Below are 17,063 nucleotides of genomic sequence, written 5' to 3'. Positions count from 1 at the left end.
ATCCCTGACGGCGTTGACTGTCGCGATGTCGTGGCCACAGAATATCATCAAAGAAGCGCTTGACCAGTTGGCCATGCAGCCAGCACTCGCAACTGCCTCGATGCTAGGGCAGCGGCCCCGCACTCCGGCAATCGTGGCATGCGCATTGGCGCAGCGAACGGTCTTCAGCTTCAAGGTAACCGACGCTAGAAGGCGGCGAGGAGAGCCGGTTATGACGATTCACGCCAAGGTCGATGAAACCGGCCCGGTTGATGCAGCGCGGTTCGCCGACGAGATCGCGACGCGAGACCGCCCTATCGTATTGCGGGGTCAGGCAAGTCGGTGGCCCGCCGTTGCGGCAGGGCTCCGGTCCGACGAAACCCTGGTCGATTACATGAAGGCGATGGACCGCGGACGTCCGGCCGAAGTCCTGATCGGTCCGCCGGAGATCGATGGTCGGTTCTTTTACGATGCGTCGATGCAGGCCTGCAATTTCCAAAAGCGGTTCGGTTCGCTCAGCGGACTGCTCGACAAGCTGCTGTCGCTCCGTGGGGAAAAGGAGCCCGTTGCGTTATATGCCGGCGCTGCTGCCGCGGACGATCACCTGTCCGCCTGGATCGCAGACAATCCCCTGTCGTTCGATTTGCCGGGTGCCAAGCCGCGGATTTGGCTCGGCAATCGCACGCATGTTGCGACGCATTTCGACGAGGCGAGCAACGTTGCGGTAGTCGTGGCGGGCCGGCGGCGTTTCACGCTGTTCCCGCCTGAACAGGTCGGCAACCTTTATGTCGGCCCGTTCCACTTCACGATCGCAGGGCCGCCCGTCAGCATGGTGGATCTCGAGGACCCGGACCTTGAACGCTATCCCAAATTCGCAGACGCCATGGGCTACGGGCTCGTGGCCGATCTCGACCCCGGCGATGCGCTCTTCATTCCGCCGATCTGGTGGCATAGCGTGAAGGCGACCGCTGCGTTCAACGTGATGGTCAATTACTGGTGGGCCGAGCCGCATGCGCTTTCGCCGATGGGCGCGCTGAGCCATGCCGTCCTCGCTATCCGCGATCTCGCGCCGGCCCAGCGCTTGGCATGGCGCCGCTGGTTCGAACATTATGTGTTCGACGACGCAGCACCCGATGCCGGCAATCACCTGCCGGCGCATGCGCTAGGCGTGCTCGCGCCGCCGTCCGAACTGCGGAATGCCCGGTTTACGGCACAGATCGCCGACGCCCTAAGTCCGCCGCCGGAGCCTGCGGCGCGCAAACCCGGCTAAAGCGCTTCGTCAGCGAGGGCGCCTACAGGATGACTCAGCCTGCGAAGTCGGCGCAACCGAAGTTGCGCCGATAGTTCGCTATTGCGCGCGCCCAATGCGGACAGTCTGGGGTGCAAGCGTGATGAAGCGCTCCGACTGCGCGATGTTCCATCCGCGCAGCGTCAGCGCGGCCGCCGTCTGGCCCTTGGCTTTGGGGTAGCGGATGACGATGCGCTTTTCCTCGCCGGGCAGGAGCGCGACGTAATTGTCGCTGTAGAATGCGGGCAGGACGCGTTTACCCTGTGCATCGACCAGCGTCAGCTTGGCGTTCAGCGCCGGAACCGCGGTTCGATTGGCGAGCGTCACCGTCACGACGTTGTCCGCGCCGTCGACCGCCTGCGCTACAATGGAGCCGGTCAGCGCGACGCTCTGCAGCGTGTTCAGCATCCGGTAGGCGGCTTCGTCTTTCCCGCGCCAGTAAAAATTGTCGGCAACCGTCTTGCCCGCCCGATCGATCAGTTCGAGCTTGACCAGGAGCATCGGGTTCGACGCGAACAGGCGATCGAGCGGCACCGCTGCGAGTGGCGTCGCCATGTTCGCACCCGCATCGACTCGGTCTTCGCGCGTGAAGAGTTCGGCGTTGTCGAGCCCGACGACGCGTGTCCGGACGCGCAATCCCGGCTGCGCTTCGCGAGTCGTGTTGAGCACGACCAGCTCGTTGCCCGGCAGGTTAAGCTGAACGTGCAGCGGTTCCGCGGCCTTCTTTGCACCGTAATAGGAGGCTTGGGTGTCATAGTCCCAGCTGTAGATCTGCCATGTGTTCGACGGCCAGGAGGGATGCGTCATCCAAAGTAGTCGACCGGAGTTCTTGGTCCACAAATGGCCCAGGAACCCTTCGTACATCGCCTTGTGCGTCTCGAGGTTCATCATCTGAGCCTTGCGCTCGAAATCGGCGAAGCTGGTCCCCGGCCCGAACATGGTGTCGAGCGTGGACATGAACGTCTTGGTGTCACCGTTCCCCGCAAAATGCCAATCATGATAGGCCAGCGTGTCGCTGAGCGGCCAGGTTTCGCTGTCGGGCATGTTGGCGCGTACAGATTCGAGCGTGGAGAGCGACGGCGTACCCGTCTCCACCGAGAAACCGGTGGCGAGGCTAGTGAAATAGCCGACCGGTGGACGATAGTTATACGGTCCCGACCCCTGCAGGTTGACGACATTGGAGCTGCCTGTGAACCACCGCGTGCCATCCTCGCGCGCGATCAGGTCGTCGAGGCCTTCGTTCAATGCCGGGTAAGGCACCCCCTCGTTGCGGCCGAACCACAGGACGATCGACGGATGGTTGCGGTAGCGGCGAACCACGTCGTCGGCGTTCTTTAGGAACAGCGCCGGATCTTCCGGCTCGACCTGGAAATTCTGCGTGGATTGCCAGAAGTCATTGAGGATCATCATGCCGTTTTCATCGGCTAGGTCGTAGAACTCCTCTTCGGTATTGTTGCCCATCCAGTTGCGGATGACGTTCATGTGCGCCTCCTTCTGGAGACGGAAATAGGGGGCGAGGCGTGCGCGTCCGACGCGCTTCATCGCATCGTCCATCCCCCAATTGCCGCCGCGCGCAGCGATCTCCACACCGTTCACGCGGATCGTAAGATGCGGCTCTGGCATCGTCGCCTTGACCGGGGTCACCGCCGGGGAGTGCTCGCCTTGCGGCGTCAGCGATTCCGCCCAGCCATTGGGCGACTGCTTGATGGCCTGATGGCGAACGTCGATCAGGCGCTCGCCGCGCAGGCTGCCGTCGGTGAACTGGAGGTTGACCCGGCGCAGCGCACCCGCCGCATCGAACAGCGACAGGTCGTAGCTGACTTCGCGAATACCGAACTTGTCGGTTCGCGTGTCGGAAAGCTGGCCGTCGGCAAGCGCTTCCAGCGACAATTGGTAAAGAGCCTGCTCACCATAGCCGTTCGGCCACCATAATTTGGGATTGGCAACGTGGAGTTGCGCGAATTCCTTCGGGGCGAAAACGATTTTCGTTTCGCCGGGGGGGGCAATTATCGTCTTTTCGACACGGACGCCGCCAAACGCTGCGCGCACGGTAACGCTGGCGGCGGTTGCGCCTGCGTTCTGGACCGGTACGGTGATATAGACGTCGGCGCTGTCGGTACGCGGCAGGGGCAGGTCGGTGATTACGTGCGGATCAAGCAACCGGATGGTCCCATGCGCAAGCAGCTCGACTGGCCGCCACAGACCCGTGTTACGGTCGCGAATGCCCGGGATCCAGTCCCAGCCCTCGGTTGCGACGAAGGTGGGGCCGTCGATGGCGAGCTGGCCCCCGTTCTCACCCACGCCTGCGCTGATCGACTGCTCGTGCGGGATGCCAGGATGCGGTGGCGGCGAAACGCGGACCGCGACGACATTCTCGCCGGCGACCGGCACGAGATCGAACTGGCCGCGGATGAAGGCGCCGTGCGTGTCGCCCAGCTTGCGGCCGTTTGCCCAGACGTCAGCGGCATAGTTGATGCCGCCAAACACCAATGTCAGGCGCTTGCCCGCGGCGGCGGCGGGCACCGTAAAGCTGGTGCGGTACCAATAGTCCTGCCGTGCAAGGCTCTCGGGAATCTTGAGGTTGTTGAGCCCGTAATATGGATCGGGATAGACGCCGCGGTCGACCAGCGTCGTCAGGACGGTTCCCGGCACGGTCGCCGCGCGCCACGTGCCGCTGGCATGTCCCGGACGCGACAGGGTGGCGGCATCCTCGCGGACGTCGGGGGCTGCGGCGAGCTGCCAGCCGTTGACCAGCCAGCGGCCGTCGCTTTCGCGCGCTAGTCCTGTCGGGGGCAGAGGCAAGTGCACGATCGGGGCCGTAGTCGCGCTCACGCGGGCCTTCGGCAAGGTCCAGGCATCCTGCTGCTGAGTGAGGCCGATATTGGCCTGCTTCTGGAACGGCCAGCCGACGCCGACCTGCCAGAATTGCACGAGGTCGAAATCCGGCCGCGCTCGGATAGCGGCCGTGATCTCGCTAGCGCTCAGGGCCACGCCGTTGAACTGCGCCGTAACCAGCGATCCGCCAAAATGGCGAGGCGCTTGAGCACCGTTCGTCACTGGTGCAACGGCGAGGCGGGCGACGACTTTGCTCGGGTGGTTCGCGACGGACGCGACGACGCGACCATCGACATAGAGGGTCAGTGTCCGCCCGTTCGCCACAGCGGCGACATGCGTCCACTTGCCGGCGGCCAACGCGGGGCCGCCGGTTATTCGTGTCGCTCCATCCACGGCGGTTGCACGCCCATTGGTAAGGTCGAGGCAGCGACAGGTTTGCAGCGGATTACCGATGGCCAGCAGCAAACCGTCCGCCCCGGCTTCGCTTGGGCGAACCCAAGTGGACAGCGTCCAGGGGGCATTGGTTTGGACAGCCGCGTCGGCGCCCGACAGATCACGTTCCACCCCGGTCCCGCCTTCTAGGATGGCAACATTGTAGGGGCCGGCATTCGCGATCGTCGGCCGCATGGTCGGCATCATGGCTTGAGCGGCCAGCGAAGAGGATAATGCGGCACCGAGCAGCAGCGCGGCTGTTAGTGGCAACGATCGCATGGATTGATCTCTCCTGAGTTCCTGGCTCGATATTCTACCGGCCGGTTGGTTCTTATGTTCGTCGTGCCAGACCTGGGGTCGGTCAGGCGTCCCCAGTCCACAGTCGTGCAGCGCCGCGCACGCCTGACGCGTCGCCCCAGCGCGCGGGCACGATACGACCCTCCCATAGGTCCGAGAAGGCATAGCGGCGGACGATGGACGGAAGTTCTTCATAGATCTCGGCGACGTTCGACATGCCTCCGCCAAATACGACGACCTCGGGGTCCAGCAGGTTGGCGACCATGGCTAGTACGCGTCCCAGCCGGTCGATATACGCATCAAGTGCAGCTCGGGCGGAGGGATTACCGGCGCGGGCGGCTGCAACGATCTCGGGGGCGCTGAGCGACAGACCATGTTCTGCTCTGGCGGCACGCGCGAAACCCGTGCCGGAAACCCAGCTTTCGATACACCCCGTCAGGCCGCACCAGCATGGCGGCGGAGACAGTTCGTCGCTGCGCGGCCAGGGTAGAGGTAAGTGCCCAATCTCGCCGGCAATGCCGTGGGCGCCATCGAGACACGCACCCGAGAGTACGATACCGCCTCCGACGCCCGTACCGATCACCAGCGCGAACACGCTGCGCGCACCGGTCGCTGCGCCATCAGTGGCCTCGGACAGCGCGAGGCAGTTCGCGTCATTTACCAGCCGCACCGGTCGGCCAAGAACAGAGGTGAGGTCTTCGGAGAACGATCGACCGTTCAGGTAAAGAGAGTTGCTGTTGCGCATCACCCCGGTACGTGGCGACGGCGATCCGGGTGCGCCGATGCCGACGGTACATGCCGTGCCCCCCGCGATGTCGGCAGCCACGACGAACTCGGCGATCGCAGCTACCGCGGTATCATACGTGCCGGGATTGGGAACCCGCTGCTGCCAAAGCGTCTCACCGTCTGCACCTAGCAAGACAGCTTCGATCTTGGTGCCACCAAAATCGATCCCTAAAGCCGGTACAGATGCTGGCTGCCGCTCGATAGCCCGAGCAGCGACGCTGTTTTGCAAGGCAATGCTCCCCTCTTTACTGGCGTGACCGCTGCTCGGTCATCGTCAACCAAGCATGCCAGCGATCGTAATAAACGCAAATTGATTTTGTTATTGACCGGATCCACCGGACGATTAAACACGCGATGTCGAGACAACGGAAAGTTGCGACTGGCAGGCAGGAGAGGGTGGGGCGATGAGTCGCCGATCGGCTCGATCTTAGCATGCTAAAACGTTCGCCAGTTCCTGGCGATTTCGGGTGCTGAGGGAGACGGTCGAAATGTTGCGTGCACGTTCCAAGAATATGTTGATGGTCGCGGCGTCAGTTACGGCGCTGGTGAGCAGCGGCACCGCACTTGCCCAGCAAACGTCGACAACACAGGGGGTGTTGCAGAACGCACCTACCGATCAAGCCGCATCGCCCTCGGCTGCTGCTGCCGACCAGACGAGCGAAGCTCAGAACCCGACGACGCCCGCGAGCGACGCGGCTGCTGAAACGCAGGACATTGTCGTCACCGGCATTCGTGGATCGCAGCAGCGTGCGGTCAACCTCAAGCGCGATGCCGCGTCGGTCACCGACTCCATCTCGGCCGAAGACATCGGCAAGCTGCCCGATGTGACGATCTCGGACTCGCTCCAGCGTATCCCCGGCGTGCAGATCCGCCGTGATGCCGGTGAGGGCGCGGCGATCAATATTCGTGGCCTGCCGCAGGTTACGACGTTGCTCAACGGTGAGGCCTATCTCGGCGCTCAGTCGATCACGACGATCCAGCCGAACTTCAACGATATCCCGTCGCAGCTGTTCGCTGGCGCGGACGTCATCAAGTCGAGCACGGCCGATCTGCTCAACGCGGGCATCACCGGCACGGTAAACCTGCGCACACGCCGTCCGTTCGATCTCAAGAAGGGCTTCACCGTCGCTGCCGCTGCCGAGGGCGCTTACGGCGACAAGACCAAGGAGTTCGATCCGAACCTGAACGGGCTGTTCGGCTTCCGGGGCGAGAAGTTCGGCTTCTTGGTGTCGGGCGCTTATGCGAACCTGCATCTTTCGAACTCCCACAACGGGATCCAGGAAGGCTACGGGGCTGCGCTGCACAACGAGCAGTTCAATACCGCGGCCAACCCGACTGGCGACGTCAATCTCAGCAACGGCTTCTCACCGGCAAATCGTCCCAAGGGTACGGTCGTCGGCACCGGCCGCGACGTGAATGGTGACGGCGATGCCAACGATGCCTTCATCGTACCGCAGGGCTTCACCGCCTGGGACAAGGTCAACCAGCGCGAGCGGATCGGCATCAATGCCTCGGCGCAGTGGGAGATCAGCGACGCCCTGACGCTGAATGCCGATGCATTCTTCACGCGCCAGAACGAGAATGATCGCACCGCCGGCATCCAGATGCAGAACGTCAACTGGCAGGCCGGCGAATTCGTGCCGGGCCAGTCGCGCAACACCGGCTCGACCGTGTCGCTAAGCAATGGCGGCGTGACGCGCGATTATGATCTGAATACGACCCAGATCTATAATTACGATCTTGGCAATTTTGACTCATATGCGCAGAATGACAAGTTCAAGTCTCAGTCGCAGAACTACAATGCCGAGCTGAAGTACGACAATGGAGGCCGGTTCAAGGCAAGCCTGCGCGGCGTCTACGGCAAGGCCTATTCGAACTACGATCAGAGCTATCTGCAATTCAGCCCATCGAACGGCGCGCAGTGGCAGCCGGGCGGGATCGGTCATTATCCGACCGGCGACGTCGCGTTCAATCCGGGTGGTTATGCCGTCAACACGATCGCCGGATCGGCATCGTTGCCAGCGACGGTCGATTTCACGGGTAACCAGCCCGTTTTCACCTTGCCGTCGCAGCTGACAACAGCGCTCGGCAACATCGACAGCTACACAATGAAGACCACGTCTTCGGAGGGTAACTATCGCCGCAAAGGCGACCTTAAGATCATTCGCGGTGACGTTTCGTACGAGGCCAATGACAATGTAAGCCTGAGCGCCGGTGGCCGGTACAGCGAGCGCTCGGTCGACGACTTCGAATTCGATCGCGCCGCGCCGCTATATGCGGGGCAGGCGTCGCAGCCGGGCGGTTGCCTCGTGAAGTGGAAGGCATTCGACGTGCCGTTGAACGATGCGTCCTGCTATGCGGGTACGGGCACGTTCGGGACGGCAAATTTCAGGCCTTACACCTCTGGCGTTGTCCGCAAGGCGAGCGATCCGATTTTTAACGGGCAGGTCAAGCAGTTCAACCTGCCGGGTGCCGGCTTGCCGCCGATCTACGTGCTCGACCCAAAGGTCATGGACAACGCGCTCGCATTCCAAAACAGTTTCTACCCAGGCAACGTCGAGATTCAGAACCCGGGCGCCTCGTTCAACGTCGGCGTGAAGCAAATCTCGGGCTATGCGCAACTCAACGTCAAGGGTGACGTGTTTGGCATTCCCGTATCCGGCAATGCGGGCCTAAAGGTCATCAACACCAAACTCGACATCACCCAGTTCGTGACCGGTTCGCCGCGCCCCTACGGCGTCGCAAACACGGTCAACGGCACGGTCGAGACTAAGCGGAGCTTCACCGACTTTTTGCCGGCGTTCAACTTGGCGTTCAACTTCGCCGACAACCTGAAGCTGCGCCTCGCGTATTCCAAGACGATGACACTGCTTGATCTCAACCAGTGGGGTGGTGGACTCAATCCGAACTACGCGATCGATACGAGCAACCCGGGATCGCCCGTCTTCCGGGTCACCGGAGGCAGTTCGAACGGCAATCCGCAGCTCGATCCCTGGCGCGCCACGAACGTCGAAGGCTCACTCGAATATTATATCGGACGCAGCAGCCTGCTGAGCTTGGGTGCCTTCTACATCGACGTCGCCAGCTTCATCCAGTCTGGCAACATCGTGCGAACCGACCTGCCGGACAATGACGGCGTGGTTCGCAACCGGACCGTGTCGATCAGCACCCCGGTTCAGGGTGACGGCGGTACGCTCAAGGGTGTGGAAGCCGGTGCAAAGCTGTCGTTCAACGACTTCGGCTTCATTCCGACGGTGCTCTCCAACTTCGGCATCGACGCGAACATCACCTATTCGCCGTCCGACTCGGGCGCTGTAGATTTGAAGGGCGACTCGATACCGTTCCAGGACAATTCGAAGATCCAGACCAACCTGGCAGGCTTCTACCAGGACAATCATTTCCAGGCTCGCGTCGCCTGGAACTACCGTTCGAAGCGCGCAGTCCAGCAGGATTTCGGCGGCATTCGGGGCCTCGAACTGTATCAGCAGCCGACGAATTATATCGATGCATCGATCAGCTACGACTTCACGTCAAATCTGACGCTGTACGCGCAAGGCTCGAACCTGACCGGCGAGTATGAGAAATACTATCTGACCTTCCCGGATGAGAAAGCGTACAACAACATCTATGAACGCCGGTTCATGGCGGGCGCGCGTTTCAAGTTCTGATCTACGGGTGAGATTGTAAGCGCCCGCCATCCTCTTTGCGGGGTGGCGGGCGTTTGCGTAGCAACGCACGGGATGGGGAATTGAGCGTGACAGATGGAGCAGGAGCAACGCGTAACTCAGGACCACTGCGCTCAATCGTGATCGTCGGCGGGGGCACGGCGGGGTGGATGGCGGCGACGCTCCTCGCGCGCAAACTTGATCGTCAGTCCGTGACCATCACGGTCGTCGAATCCAGCGATATCCGAACGGTGGGGGTCGGCGAGGCGACCGTGCCCGGTATCCGCGATTTCTTCCGGGAAATCGGCGTCTCCGAACAGGAGGTGATGGCGGGTGCGCAGGGCACGGTGAAGCTCGGTATAGAGTTCGTGGACTGGAAGCGCGAGGGAGAGCGATTTTTCCACCCCTTTGGCCTTTACGGGATGCGATCGCGGGGTGTGGCGTTCCACCATTACTGGCGCAAGCTAAACGCTGCTGGGCAAACTACACCGCTGTCGGATTTCTGTCTCGCAACCGCGCTTGCCGAGCGTAACCTTTTCATGCGACCGACCGACAGTCCGGTGCACGACCTGCTGTTCTTCGACTGGGCGGTACATTTCGACGCAGGGCTGTTTGCCAAGTTTTTGTCAAAAAAGGCGGGCGAATGGGGCGTCAAACACATCGACGCCACGATCACCGATGTTTTGGTCGATCAATCCACGGGATTCATATCCAGCGTCGATACGCAGTGTGGCAAAACGATCTCGGGCGACCTTTTCATCGATTGCTCGGGCTTTCGATCGCTATTGCTCGGCGACGCGCTGGGCGTACCGTATGAGGATTGGACGAACCTGCTTCCGTGCGATCGCGCGGTCGCGATGCCGTGCGAACGAGCAGGACCGCTTACCCCATATACGCGCAGCACGGCACTGACTGCCGGATGGCAATGGCGGATTCCGCTGCAGCACCGGGTCGGTAACGGCTATGTCTATGCGAGCCGCCATATTTCGGATGACGAGGCCGTTGCGACTTTGAAAGGTCGGCTCGAAGGCGAAGCGCTGGCCGAGCCTAACATTATTCGTTTCCGTACCGGTCGTCGGACCGCATTCTGGCAAGGGAACTGTGTCGCGCTCGGGCTTGCCGCGGGATTTATGGAACCTCTGGAATCGACGAGCATCACGCTCATCCAGACCGGCTTGGAGAAGTTGCTCGCCTTGCTGCCTGATAGGAGTTTCGATCCGGCGCTGGCGGATGAGTATAATCGGACCACTGGCCTCGAATATGCGCGTATCCGCGATTTCCTGGTCCTGCACTATTTTGCAAATGGCCGGCAGGGTGAGCCGATGTGGGATCGCTGCCGAGGCACCGCGCTGCCCGAGCAGCTGGAGCGCAAGCTGACGTTGTTCAAGGCTCGCGGGCACCTTGTGCGCTACGAATGGGAATCGTTTCAGGACCCAAGTTGGCTTTCCATGTATGCCGGATTTGGCATCGATGCCGCGGCGCACGACCCGCTGGCGGATCATTTCTCCCTGTCAGATCTCGAGGCGGCGTTCGAACGGATGAAGGGTTCGATACGTGACGCCGTTGCGCTTGCCGAACCGCACGAGACGTTTCTCAAGTCCTTTGCCCCGCGTCAGCTAATCTCGCATCCCGGTCGATGAACTTTGCCGCGAATGGATAGGCCCTCCAATTTCAACGTTTCCGGAAAAGCGACCAGCGCCAGCGTTACTGCAGACGACCGATCGGTCAGGCTTGGGCCGAGTCTGTCAGGCACGAACCTGGAACGTGCAGGTGACTATAATCAGCGCGTCGTAACGCAGATCATTCGACGCAATCCCGACATCACGCGAAACGAAATCGCGGTGATGACCAATTTGACTGCGCCGACGATCGCCAACATCGTAGGGCGATTATTCGAGAACGAACTGGTGATCGATGCCGGTCGACGCTTGGGCAGTCGAGGCCAGCCGGCGACGCGCCTTCGGATCAATCCGGAAGGGGGCTATGCCATCGGCCTCAACATCGATCGCGATCATGTTACTTTAGTATCACTCGATTTGGCGGGCACGGTGCGATCTCGGTTCACCCGACAGATCGCATTCGCATCGCCCGACGACGTCGTACGGGTCGTCGAAAGAGGGATCGCGACAATCGTTCGTACCGATGCGGTCCGTTTTGATCGAGTGCTTGGGATGGGTGTGGCACTTCCCGACGACCTCGGCCGTGTCGACCTGCCGCATCGGCCGCCCGGGTACGAGCAGTGGAGCGATGTCGATATCCAGGCGATGCTCGCACCCATCGTTCCCTGGTCGATCCACATCGACAACGATGCCGCTGCAGCGGCCATCGGCGAGGCGCAGTTCGGCGACGGGCACCATGCGAACTTCTTCTACATTCTCGTCAGCGCGGGGCTAGGCGGCGGGGTCGTGATCGACGGCGCTTATTACCGTGGCGCAAACGCCCGCGGCGGGGAACTCGGCTTTCTGCCGCTCGCCACTGATCCGACCAAGGTGCTGCAGGACGTCGTCTCCCTGTCGGCGTTGTCGAGCCGTCTGGAGACTGCAGGACTGGACCCGGCGGGCATGGATCCGACGCAACCGTTCCCAGCAGCGTTCAAGCCGCACGTAGCCGGGTGGCTTGAGGACGCATCGGACGCGCTCGTGCCTGCGCTGACGGCCGTGAACTGCCTGGTTAATCCGGCGATTGTGCTAGTTGGAGGGCGGCTGCCGGACGATATCCTCGATCAGCTTGCTACGGATACCTACCGGAAACTGCGAACGGCAGCACCCAATATTCCCATAATTGCGCCGATCGCTCGGGCAAGTCTTTCCCGAGATAGTCCGGCAATCGGCGCCGCAATCCTGCCTTTTCTCGACCGCATCCTGCCGTCGGACGGGATACTCATCAAGATGAAATCGGCTTAGACAAGCGAATGATCCGACGTATTGCTTTAATGAGGAAGTACTTTTGAAAAAGCTGGCGCATCTAATTGTACTTGCCGTTCTGCCGTTCGCGGTCGGCGTAGCGCGCGCCCAGGATCAGTTTATCGATCCGAACACGCTGCGTCCTTCGTTGGACCCAAACCGCAAGGCCAATGGGTTGGCACGAACGCCGCAGATGGGATGGAACAGCTGGAACAAGTTCGGCTGCAACATCGATGAGAAGACAGTGCGTCGCATCGCCGACACCATGGCAACGAATGGCATGCGCGATACAGGGTACGAGTATGTCGTCATAGACGACTGCTGGCACGGTGAACGCGATGCCAACGGCTTCATTACCGAAAGTCAAGAGAAGTTTCCGTCGGGCATGAAGGCTCTTGCCGACTACGTCCATGCTCGCGGACTCAAATTCGGAATATACTCCGATGCCGGCGCCAAGACCTGTGGCGGCAAACCCGGCAGCTTGGGACATGAATATCAGGACGCGCTTACATACGCCCGGTGGGGCGTTGACTACCTAAAGTATGACTGGTGCTCGACTGGCACGTTGAATGCCGAGAGCGCCTACGCGCTCATGTCGGATGCCCTCAAAGCCACGGGGCGGCCGGTTCTTCTGGCGATGTGCGAATGGGGCAACAATCGTCCGTGGGAATGGGGGAAGAAGATCGGCAACTCGTGGCGCACGACCAGCGATATCCGCGATGCCTGGAAGGGGCGGGACAAATGGTCGATCGGTATGGTCGACATCGTTGACGCAAACGAGCCGCTTTATCCGTATGCGGGGCCCGGGCACTGGAACGATGCCGACATGCTCGAGGTCGGCAACGGCGGAATGTCCGATACCGAGTACCGCTCTCATTTCAGTCTGTGGGCGATGATGACCTCACCACTGATTGCTGGCAACGATATCACCAACATGAGTGCAGCAACGCGCGACATTTTGTTGAACAAGGAGGTAATCGCGGTCAACCAGGACCCCCTGGGTCAGCAGGGTCGTCGTATACGCGATGATGGCGATCTGGAGGTCTGGTCGAAGCCGTTGAGCGATGGAAGCCGGGCCGTGATACTATTCAACCGCTCCGAAAGTCCTGCCAAGATCGAGGTCAATTGGCCGGAGATAGGTCTGACCCGCTCGGTCCGTGCAGACGTACGCGACGTGTGGAGCCATCGGTCGATAGGCAAGGTTGCGGACCGCTACGCCACACTGGTGCCAGCGCATGGGGTGATCATGGTTAAGGTTACCCCCTGATCGCGCCACCGGGTTCTATCACGCGTCGTCGGCCAGACGAACACCGGATGCTAGTTTGCGGCGAACCTGCCGTTCGAGAGGTTGCGTTAAGCCAAGCAGCAATGCCGTCAGTTTGACGATTTATTAGCGTTGCTGGGCAGTTCCGAACCATGAACGAATGTCCGAACTTGGGAAGCACAAGAAGGACACTGAGCGTCCGCTTGTGGGTCTTGCAGGCGGGCGTGCTTCTGTACCGAACAGCCGTCCATTCTCTAAGCGGCAGCCGCGTCGCTCACTTCCCTCAACGGCGGCGCCAAACCGGCATCATGCGGCTTAATTCGCGGTGTCGATCGATCCATTCATGCTTGAGCGCGCCGCCGATGTGAAGCGCGACCAGTGTATAGAGCAGGTAGGACAGGTAAACGTGCAAGGCGCCGAAACCATCGTGGACGGCGTCGCGCGTGGCGGGCGGCAGGCTTAATATCGTGCCGATCCGCGGCCATTCGAACAGTCCGAACAGGAACATCGGGTGGGTCGCCGCATCCTTGTACGCCGAGTCCATGATCCAGCCGGTCAGCGGCATGGCAAAGATCAGCGCGTACAACAGCCAGTGGGTCACATGGGCCGCGCCGATTTCCCATTTCTGATAGGTGGTCGGCATCGGGGGAGGCCGATGCGTCAGCCGCCAGAGCAGGCGCATGGTTGCCAGGCCGAGGATCGTGATCCCGATCGACTTGTGCAGGTCTATCGCGGGGCGCACGCGGTCGTCGGCAAGATGTGGCCAGAGCCAGGGCAGGGTCATGTTGATGACGATCCCCACCGCGACCAGCCAATGGAAGGCGATGGCGACGCCGGTGTATCTGGTAATCATCCGCTGCAATCCGCTCCACGACCTTTTACCGATTCCCGGTTCTCGGCACATTCCGCAATAGCGCGTTCAGCAAGCCAGCGTTAGGCGCTGGCCGATGCAATCCCTCTCGGCAATTTTTACCGCGCAGTCGCCGCGTCTCTCGCCACGGTCGATCCCGCTGGCAAGCAGGGTGATCAACTTGGCCGCCCCGCTAGTGTTCCTCGTGCTGATCGCGCAGGCGTTTCTGCGCCAGGGACTCGCCATATGGTCGGTCGGGATTGCGTACATCCTGTACGACACGGCGCTGCTCGTGTTTACGGCTTGGCAGATCCGGAACCTCGCGCAGACCGCGACGCCGGCCCCGAGCGGCGTGCAGCCGACCTTCGGTGTAATCGTCGCCGCGCATAACGAGGCAGGCGTGATCCGGCTGGCGATCGACCGGCTCCTTGCCCAGGACCAGCCACCCGAGGCGATCCTGATCGCTGACGACGGATCGAGTGACGATACGCCGTTTGCCATGGCGGACGGCTATGCGTTGGCGACACCACCACTCGGAGAACTTGCCGAGCTCGAGGTCGGGCACACACGGCTTCAGTGGCTACGACTGCCGCATGGCGGCAAGGCCCGCGCGCTCAATGCCGCGCTCGAGCGGATCGAGACGGACGTGGTTCTGACCGTGGATGCCGACACGTTGATCGAGTCCGGCTCGATCGCCGCTATGCGTGCCGCCTTTGCAGCGGAGCCAGAGCTGGTGGCGGCCACCGGGGTACTGGCGCCGATCTGCGGTCCAAGCCTGAGCGGTCGGATATTCGAGTGGTTCCAGTCCTACGAATATGTCCGCAACTTCCTATCGCGCGACGCGTGGATGCGGATCGACGGTCTGTTGCTGATCTCGGGCGCCTTCGCGGCGTTCCGGCGCGACGCGGTGCTGACGGTCGGGGGGTTCGATCCCGATTGCATGGTGGAGGATTACGAACTGATTCATCGGTTGCATCGCCATGCGCACGACGCCGGGCTGCACTGGACGGTTCGCGTCGTCGGTGGCGCGCTGGCCCGAACCGACGCGCCCGCCAGCATCCCCGCCTTCCTGAAGCAGCGACAGCGCTGGTTCGGCGGCTTCTTGCAGACGCAGCACTGGAACCGGGACATGGTCGGTAACGCGCGCTACGGGCGGCTGGGTACGCGGATGCTCTCGGTGAAGGCGCTCGATACGGTGCAGCCGATCTACGGGCTGGCTGCCTTTGCGGTGCTGATCGGGCTCGTCGTCACCGGTCGCTACACGCTCGCCTTCCCGATCCTGCTCGTGATGATCGCCAAGATCGCGATCGACCTTAGCTTTCACCTTTGGTCGCTTCGCATCTACAAGCGCTGGACGGGGCAGCGCGAGGGTTTGAACCTTGGCCCCGCGATCATCGCCGCAATCGCCGAGCCGTTCAGCTTCCAGCTGTTGCGCCATGCGGGTGCGATCTATGGCTGGTACGCCTTTTTGCGCGGCGGCCAGACCTGGAGCGCACAGACCCGGACCGCGCTTCAACAGCGCGCCTGACGAAGACTCCAGTGATGTCCGACGAATCGCGCAGACGGCGAGGTGGACGGCGCCTTGGGCTGTCGATCCTGGAGGCTGACGAGCTTAAGCGGAAAGCACTGCTCGGCGACAGCTCATCATGCCGCATCATCTGAGAGTTTGCTCGAACGGCCGAACAGTTTCCAACCCAGCAGCCCGGCGACGAGCAAGCCAACGATCACCCAGGTCAGGTTGCCAAGCAGGCTTGCGATCGTCTGAACCTGGTCGCTGAAGGCGCGGCCCAGCGAGACGTAGATCAAAAGCCAAAGCACTTCGCCAGCAACATCGAGGACGATGAACCGCACCCATGGGTATTCGGTCAGCCCGCTGGTGATGTTGATCCATGGTCCCAGTGGCCCAATCAGCCACCGGCTGAAGAAGATGCCCCAACCCGCCCATTTGCGAGAATAGGCTTCGGCCTGCTCGACCTTGTCTGCCCCGCCGATCCGCTTCGTAACCGCTGAAAGCAGCGGCCGACCGCCGTATCGTCCAAAGGCATAGCCGATCTGGTCGCCGACGATCGCGCCGGAGGCGCCTGCAAAGATCACGGGCCAGAATGCGAGCTCCCCCTGCGCGACGAACGAACCCATCGCGACTAACGTCAGCGAGCTCGGGAACGGCATGCCAGCCGCAGCGAGGATCATTGCACCAAACAGGGCAGGCAGCCCGTAGGTCGTCAGCAGTTCAAGCAGCTGATCGGTCATTTGGCAGGCAACGCCGTCGACGTAGGTGATCGCATGAACGGTCGTGGCGGTGGGCCGGGCGGCGGATAGGGTGGCCGCGCGTGGACGATCGCATACATCAGTTTCGCCTCGATCTGCGTCATCGAACGTCCGCTATCCCGCGCAATCCGTCCGAGCGGCCGACGGTCCGGCGTCGGCGGCAGGTTCAACGCCTGATGCAGGACATGGGGCGGGACGTGATACGAATGTGCGACATAGCCTATCGTCATCCACCGCTCGATCGGCTCATCGCGGTGCGCGTTCCAATAAATCGCGTCGCTGACCGTCCGGACCGCGTGATAGCCAGTGAAGGCTAGGACTGCGACGAGCAGCACGATCAGGGCTTTTCGCCAGGGTCGATTACGTGTCATTCCAGTGCGATACGCGCGCCAAGTGCGACGAGCAACGGCGGCGATATTGCTTCCTATCCAACTCGCCGATGACGCGGTCGAATGCGTGGGCCGGCCTGACAATAACGACAGCGGTTCGCTGTACC

The 17,063-nt window shown here is 61.7% G+C and carries 11 protein-coding genes; 6 read left to right on the top strand and 5 right to left on the bottom strand.

Going from position 1 to position 17,063, the window contains the following annotated elements; all coding sequences use genetic code 11:
* The first annotated feature begins 211 nt into the window (after positions 1 to 211).
* Positions 212 to 1,249 carry a cupin-like domain-containing protein gene (locus tag C8J40_RS11760; protein ID WP_165911441.1) on the top strand — a complete coding sequence of 346 codons (1,038 nt, stop codon included), beginning with the start codon at positions 212 to 214 and terminating at the stop codon, positions 1,247 to 1,249.
* Positions 1,250 to 1,327: 78 nt separating this feature from the next.
* On the opposite strand, the gene C8J40_RS11755 is transcribed toward C8J40_RS11760, so the two are convergent.
* Together C8J40_RS11755 and C8J40_RS11750 are read right to left on the bottom strand one after the other, a co-directional pair.
* Positions 1,328 to 4,813 (bottom strand): LamG-like jellyroll fold domain-containing protein, encoded by a 3,486-nt coding sequence (locus C8J40_RS11755; protein ID WP_132897190.1) that lies wholly within the window; start codon positions 4,811 to 4,813, stop codon positions 1,328 to 1,330.
* Between the two features lie 82 nt (positions 4,814 to 4,895).
* A complete protein-coding gene (locus C8J40_RS11750; RefSeq protein WP_279432594.1) occupies positions 4,896 to 5,846 on the bottom strand; it encodes an ROK family protein in 951 nt (316 codons plus the stop codon).
* Positions 5,847 to 6,105: 259 nt separating this feature from the next.
* On the opposite strand from C8J40_RS11750, the gene C8J40_RS11745 reads away from it, so the two are divergent.
* The 4 genes from C8J40_RS11745 to C8J40_RS11730 all read left to right on the top strand — a co-directional run bounded on the left by C8J40_RS11745 (position 6,106) and on the right by C8J40_RS11730 (position 13,452).
* Positions 6,106 to 9,285, top strand: a complete 3,180-nt coding sequence (locus tag C8J40_RS11745) for a TonB-dependent receptor (protein WP_207901210.1) — start codon at positions 6,106 to 6,108, stop codon at positions 9,283 to 9,285.
* A gap of 86 nt (positions 9,286 to 9,371) precedes the next feature.
* Positions 9,372 to 10,922 carry a tryptophan 7-halogenase gene (locus C8J40_RS11740; protein WP_279432597.1) on the top strand — a complete coding sequence of 517 codons (1,551 nt, stop codon included), beginning with the start codon at positions 9,372 to 9,374 and terminating at the stop codon, positions 10,920 to 10,922.
* A gap of 12 nt (positions 10,923 to 10,934) precedes the next feature.
* On the top strand, positions 10,935 to 12,185 hold the full coding sequence (locus C8J40_RS11735; protein WP_132897188.1) for an ROK family transcriptional regulator: 1,251 nt from the start codon (positions 10,935 to 10,937) through the stop codon (positions 12,183 to 12,185).
* Between the two features lie 43 nt (positions 12,186 to 12,228).
* Entirely contained in the window at positions 12,229 to 13,452 is a 1,224-nt protein-coding gene (locus C8J40_RS11730; protein ID WP_243693350.1) for an alpha-galactosidase, read from the top strand.
* Between the two features lie 280 nt (positions 13,453 to 13,732).
* Here C8J40_RS11730 and C8J40_RS11725 read toward each other — a convergent pair whose 3' ends face one another.
* The gene (locus tag C8J40_RS11725; protein ID WP_132742209.1) at positions 13,733 to 14,302 is read right to left on the bottom strand and encodes a cytochrome b; all 570 of its coding nucleotides are present in this window, start codon (positions 14,300 to 14,302) and stop codon (positions 13,733 to 13,735) included.
* A gap of 94 nt (positions 14,303 to 14,396) precedes the next feature.
* Between C8J40_RS11725 and C8J40_RS11720 the strand changes: the two genes are divergently transcribed.
* Positions 14,397 to 15,827, top strand: a complete 1,431-nt coding sequence (locus C8J40_RS11720; RefSeq protein WP_132897187.1) for a glycosyltransferase family 2 protein — start codon at positions 14,397 to 14,399, stop codon at positions 15,825 to 15,827.
* Between the two features lie 116 nt (positions 15,828 to 15,943).
* Here the strand turns inward: C8J40_RS11720 and C8J40_RS11715 are convergent, their stop codons facing one another.
* Complete coding sequence (locus tag C8J40_RS11715) at positions 15,944 to 16,549, bottom strand: DedA family protein (protein WP_132742207.1); 606 nt, start codon at positions 16,547 to 16,549, stop codon at positions 15,944 to 15,946.
* Entirely contained in the window at positions 16,546 to 16,938 is a 393-nt protein-coding gene (locus C8J40_RS11710) for a hypothetical protein (protein ID WP_132742206.1), read from the bottom strand. The genes C8J40_RS11715 and C8J40_RS11710 overlap by 4 nt, the downstream gene beginning before the upstream one ends.
* Positions 16,939 to 17,063: the final 125 nt, after the last annotated feature.

Source organism: Sphingomonas sp. PP-CC-3A-396 (assembly GCF_004343105.1).
In the GTDB taxonomy this organism is placed as follows: Bacteria; Pseudomonadota; Alphaproteobacteria; order Sphingomonadales; family Sphingomonadaceae; genus Sphingomonas.
The sequence above is the reverse complement of the archived record's forward strand: the minus strand, read 5'-3'. Positions and strand labels throughout refer to the sequence as shown.

Bases quoted from the DNA above. Each gene is read 5' to 3' on its own strand.
- C8J40_RS11735 (WP_132897188.1), top strand. From the start codon at position 10,935: ATGGATAGGCCCTCCAATTTCAACGTTTCCGGAAAAGCGACCAGCGCC.
- C8J40_RS11715 (WP_132742207.1), bottom strand. From the start codon at position 16,549: ATGACCGATCAGCTGCTTGAACTGCTGACGACCTACGGGCTGCCTGCC.
- C8J40_RS11710 (WP_132742206.1), bottom strand. From the start codon at position 16,938: ATGACACGTAATCGACCCTGGCGAAAAGCCCTGATCGTGCTGCTCGTC.
- C8J40_RS11725 (WP_132742209.1), bottom strand. From the start codon at position 14,302: ATGATTACCAGATACACCGGCGTCGCCATCGCCTTCCATTGGCTGGTC.
- C8J40_RS11745 (WP_207901210.1), top strand. From the start codon at position 6,106: ATGTTGCGTGCACGTTCCAAGAATATGTTGATGGTCGCGGCGTCAGTT.
- C8J40_RS11755 (WP_132897190.1), bottom strand. From the start codon at position 4,813: ATGCGATCGTTGCCACTAACAGCCGCGCTGCTGCTCGGTGCCGCATTA.
- C8J40_RS11720 (WP_132897187.1), top strand. From the start codon at position 14,397: ATGCAATCCCTCTCGGCAATTTTTACCGCGCAGTCGCCGCGTCTCTCG.
- C8J40_RS11760 (WP_165911441.1), top strand. From the start codon at position 212: ATGACGATTCACGCCAAGGTCGATGAAACCGGCCCGGTTGATGCAGCG.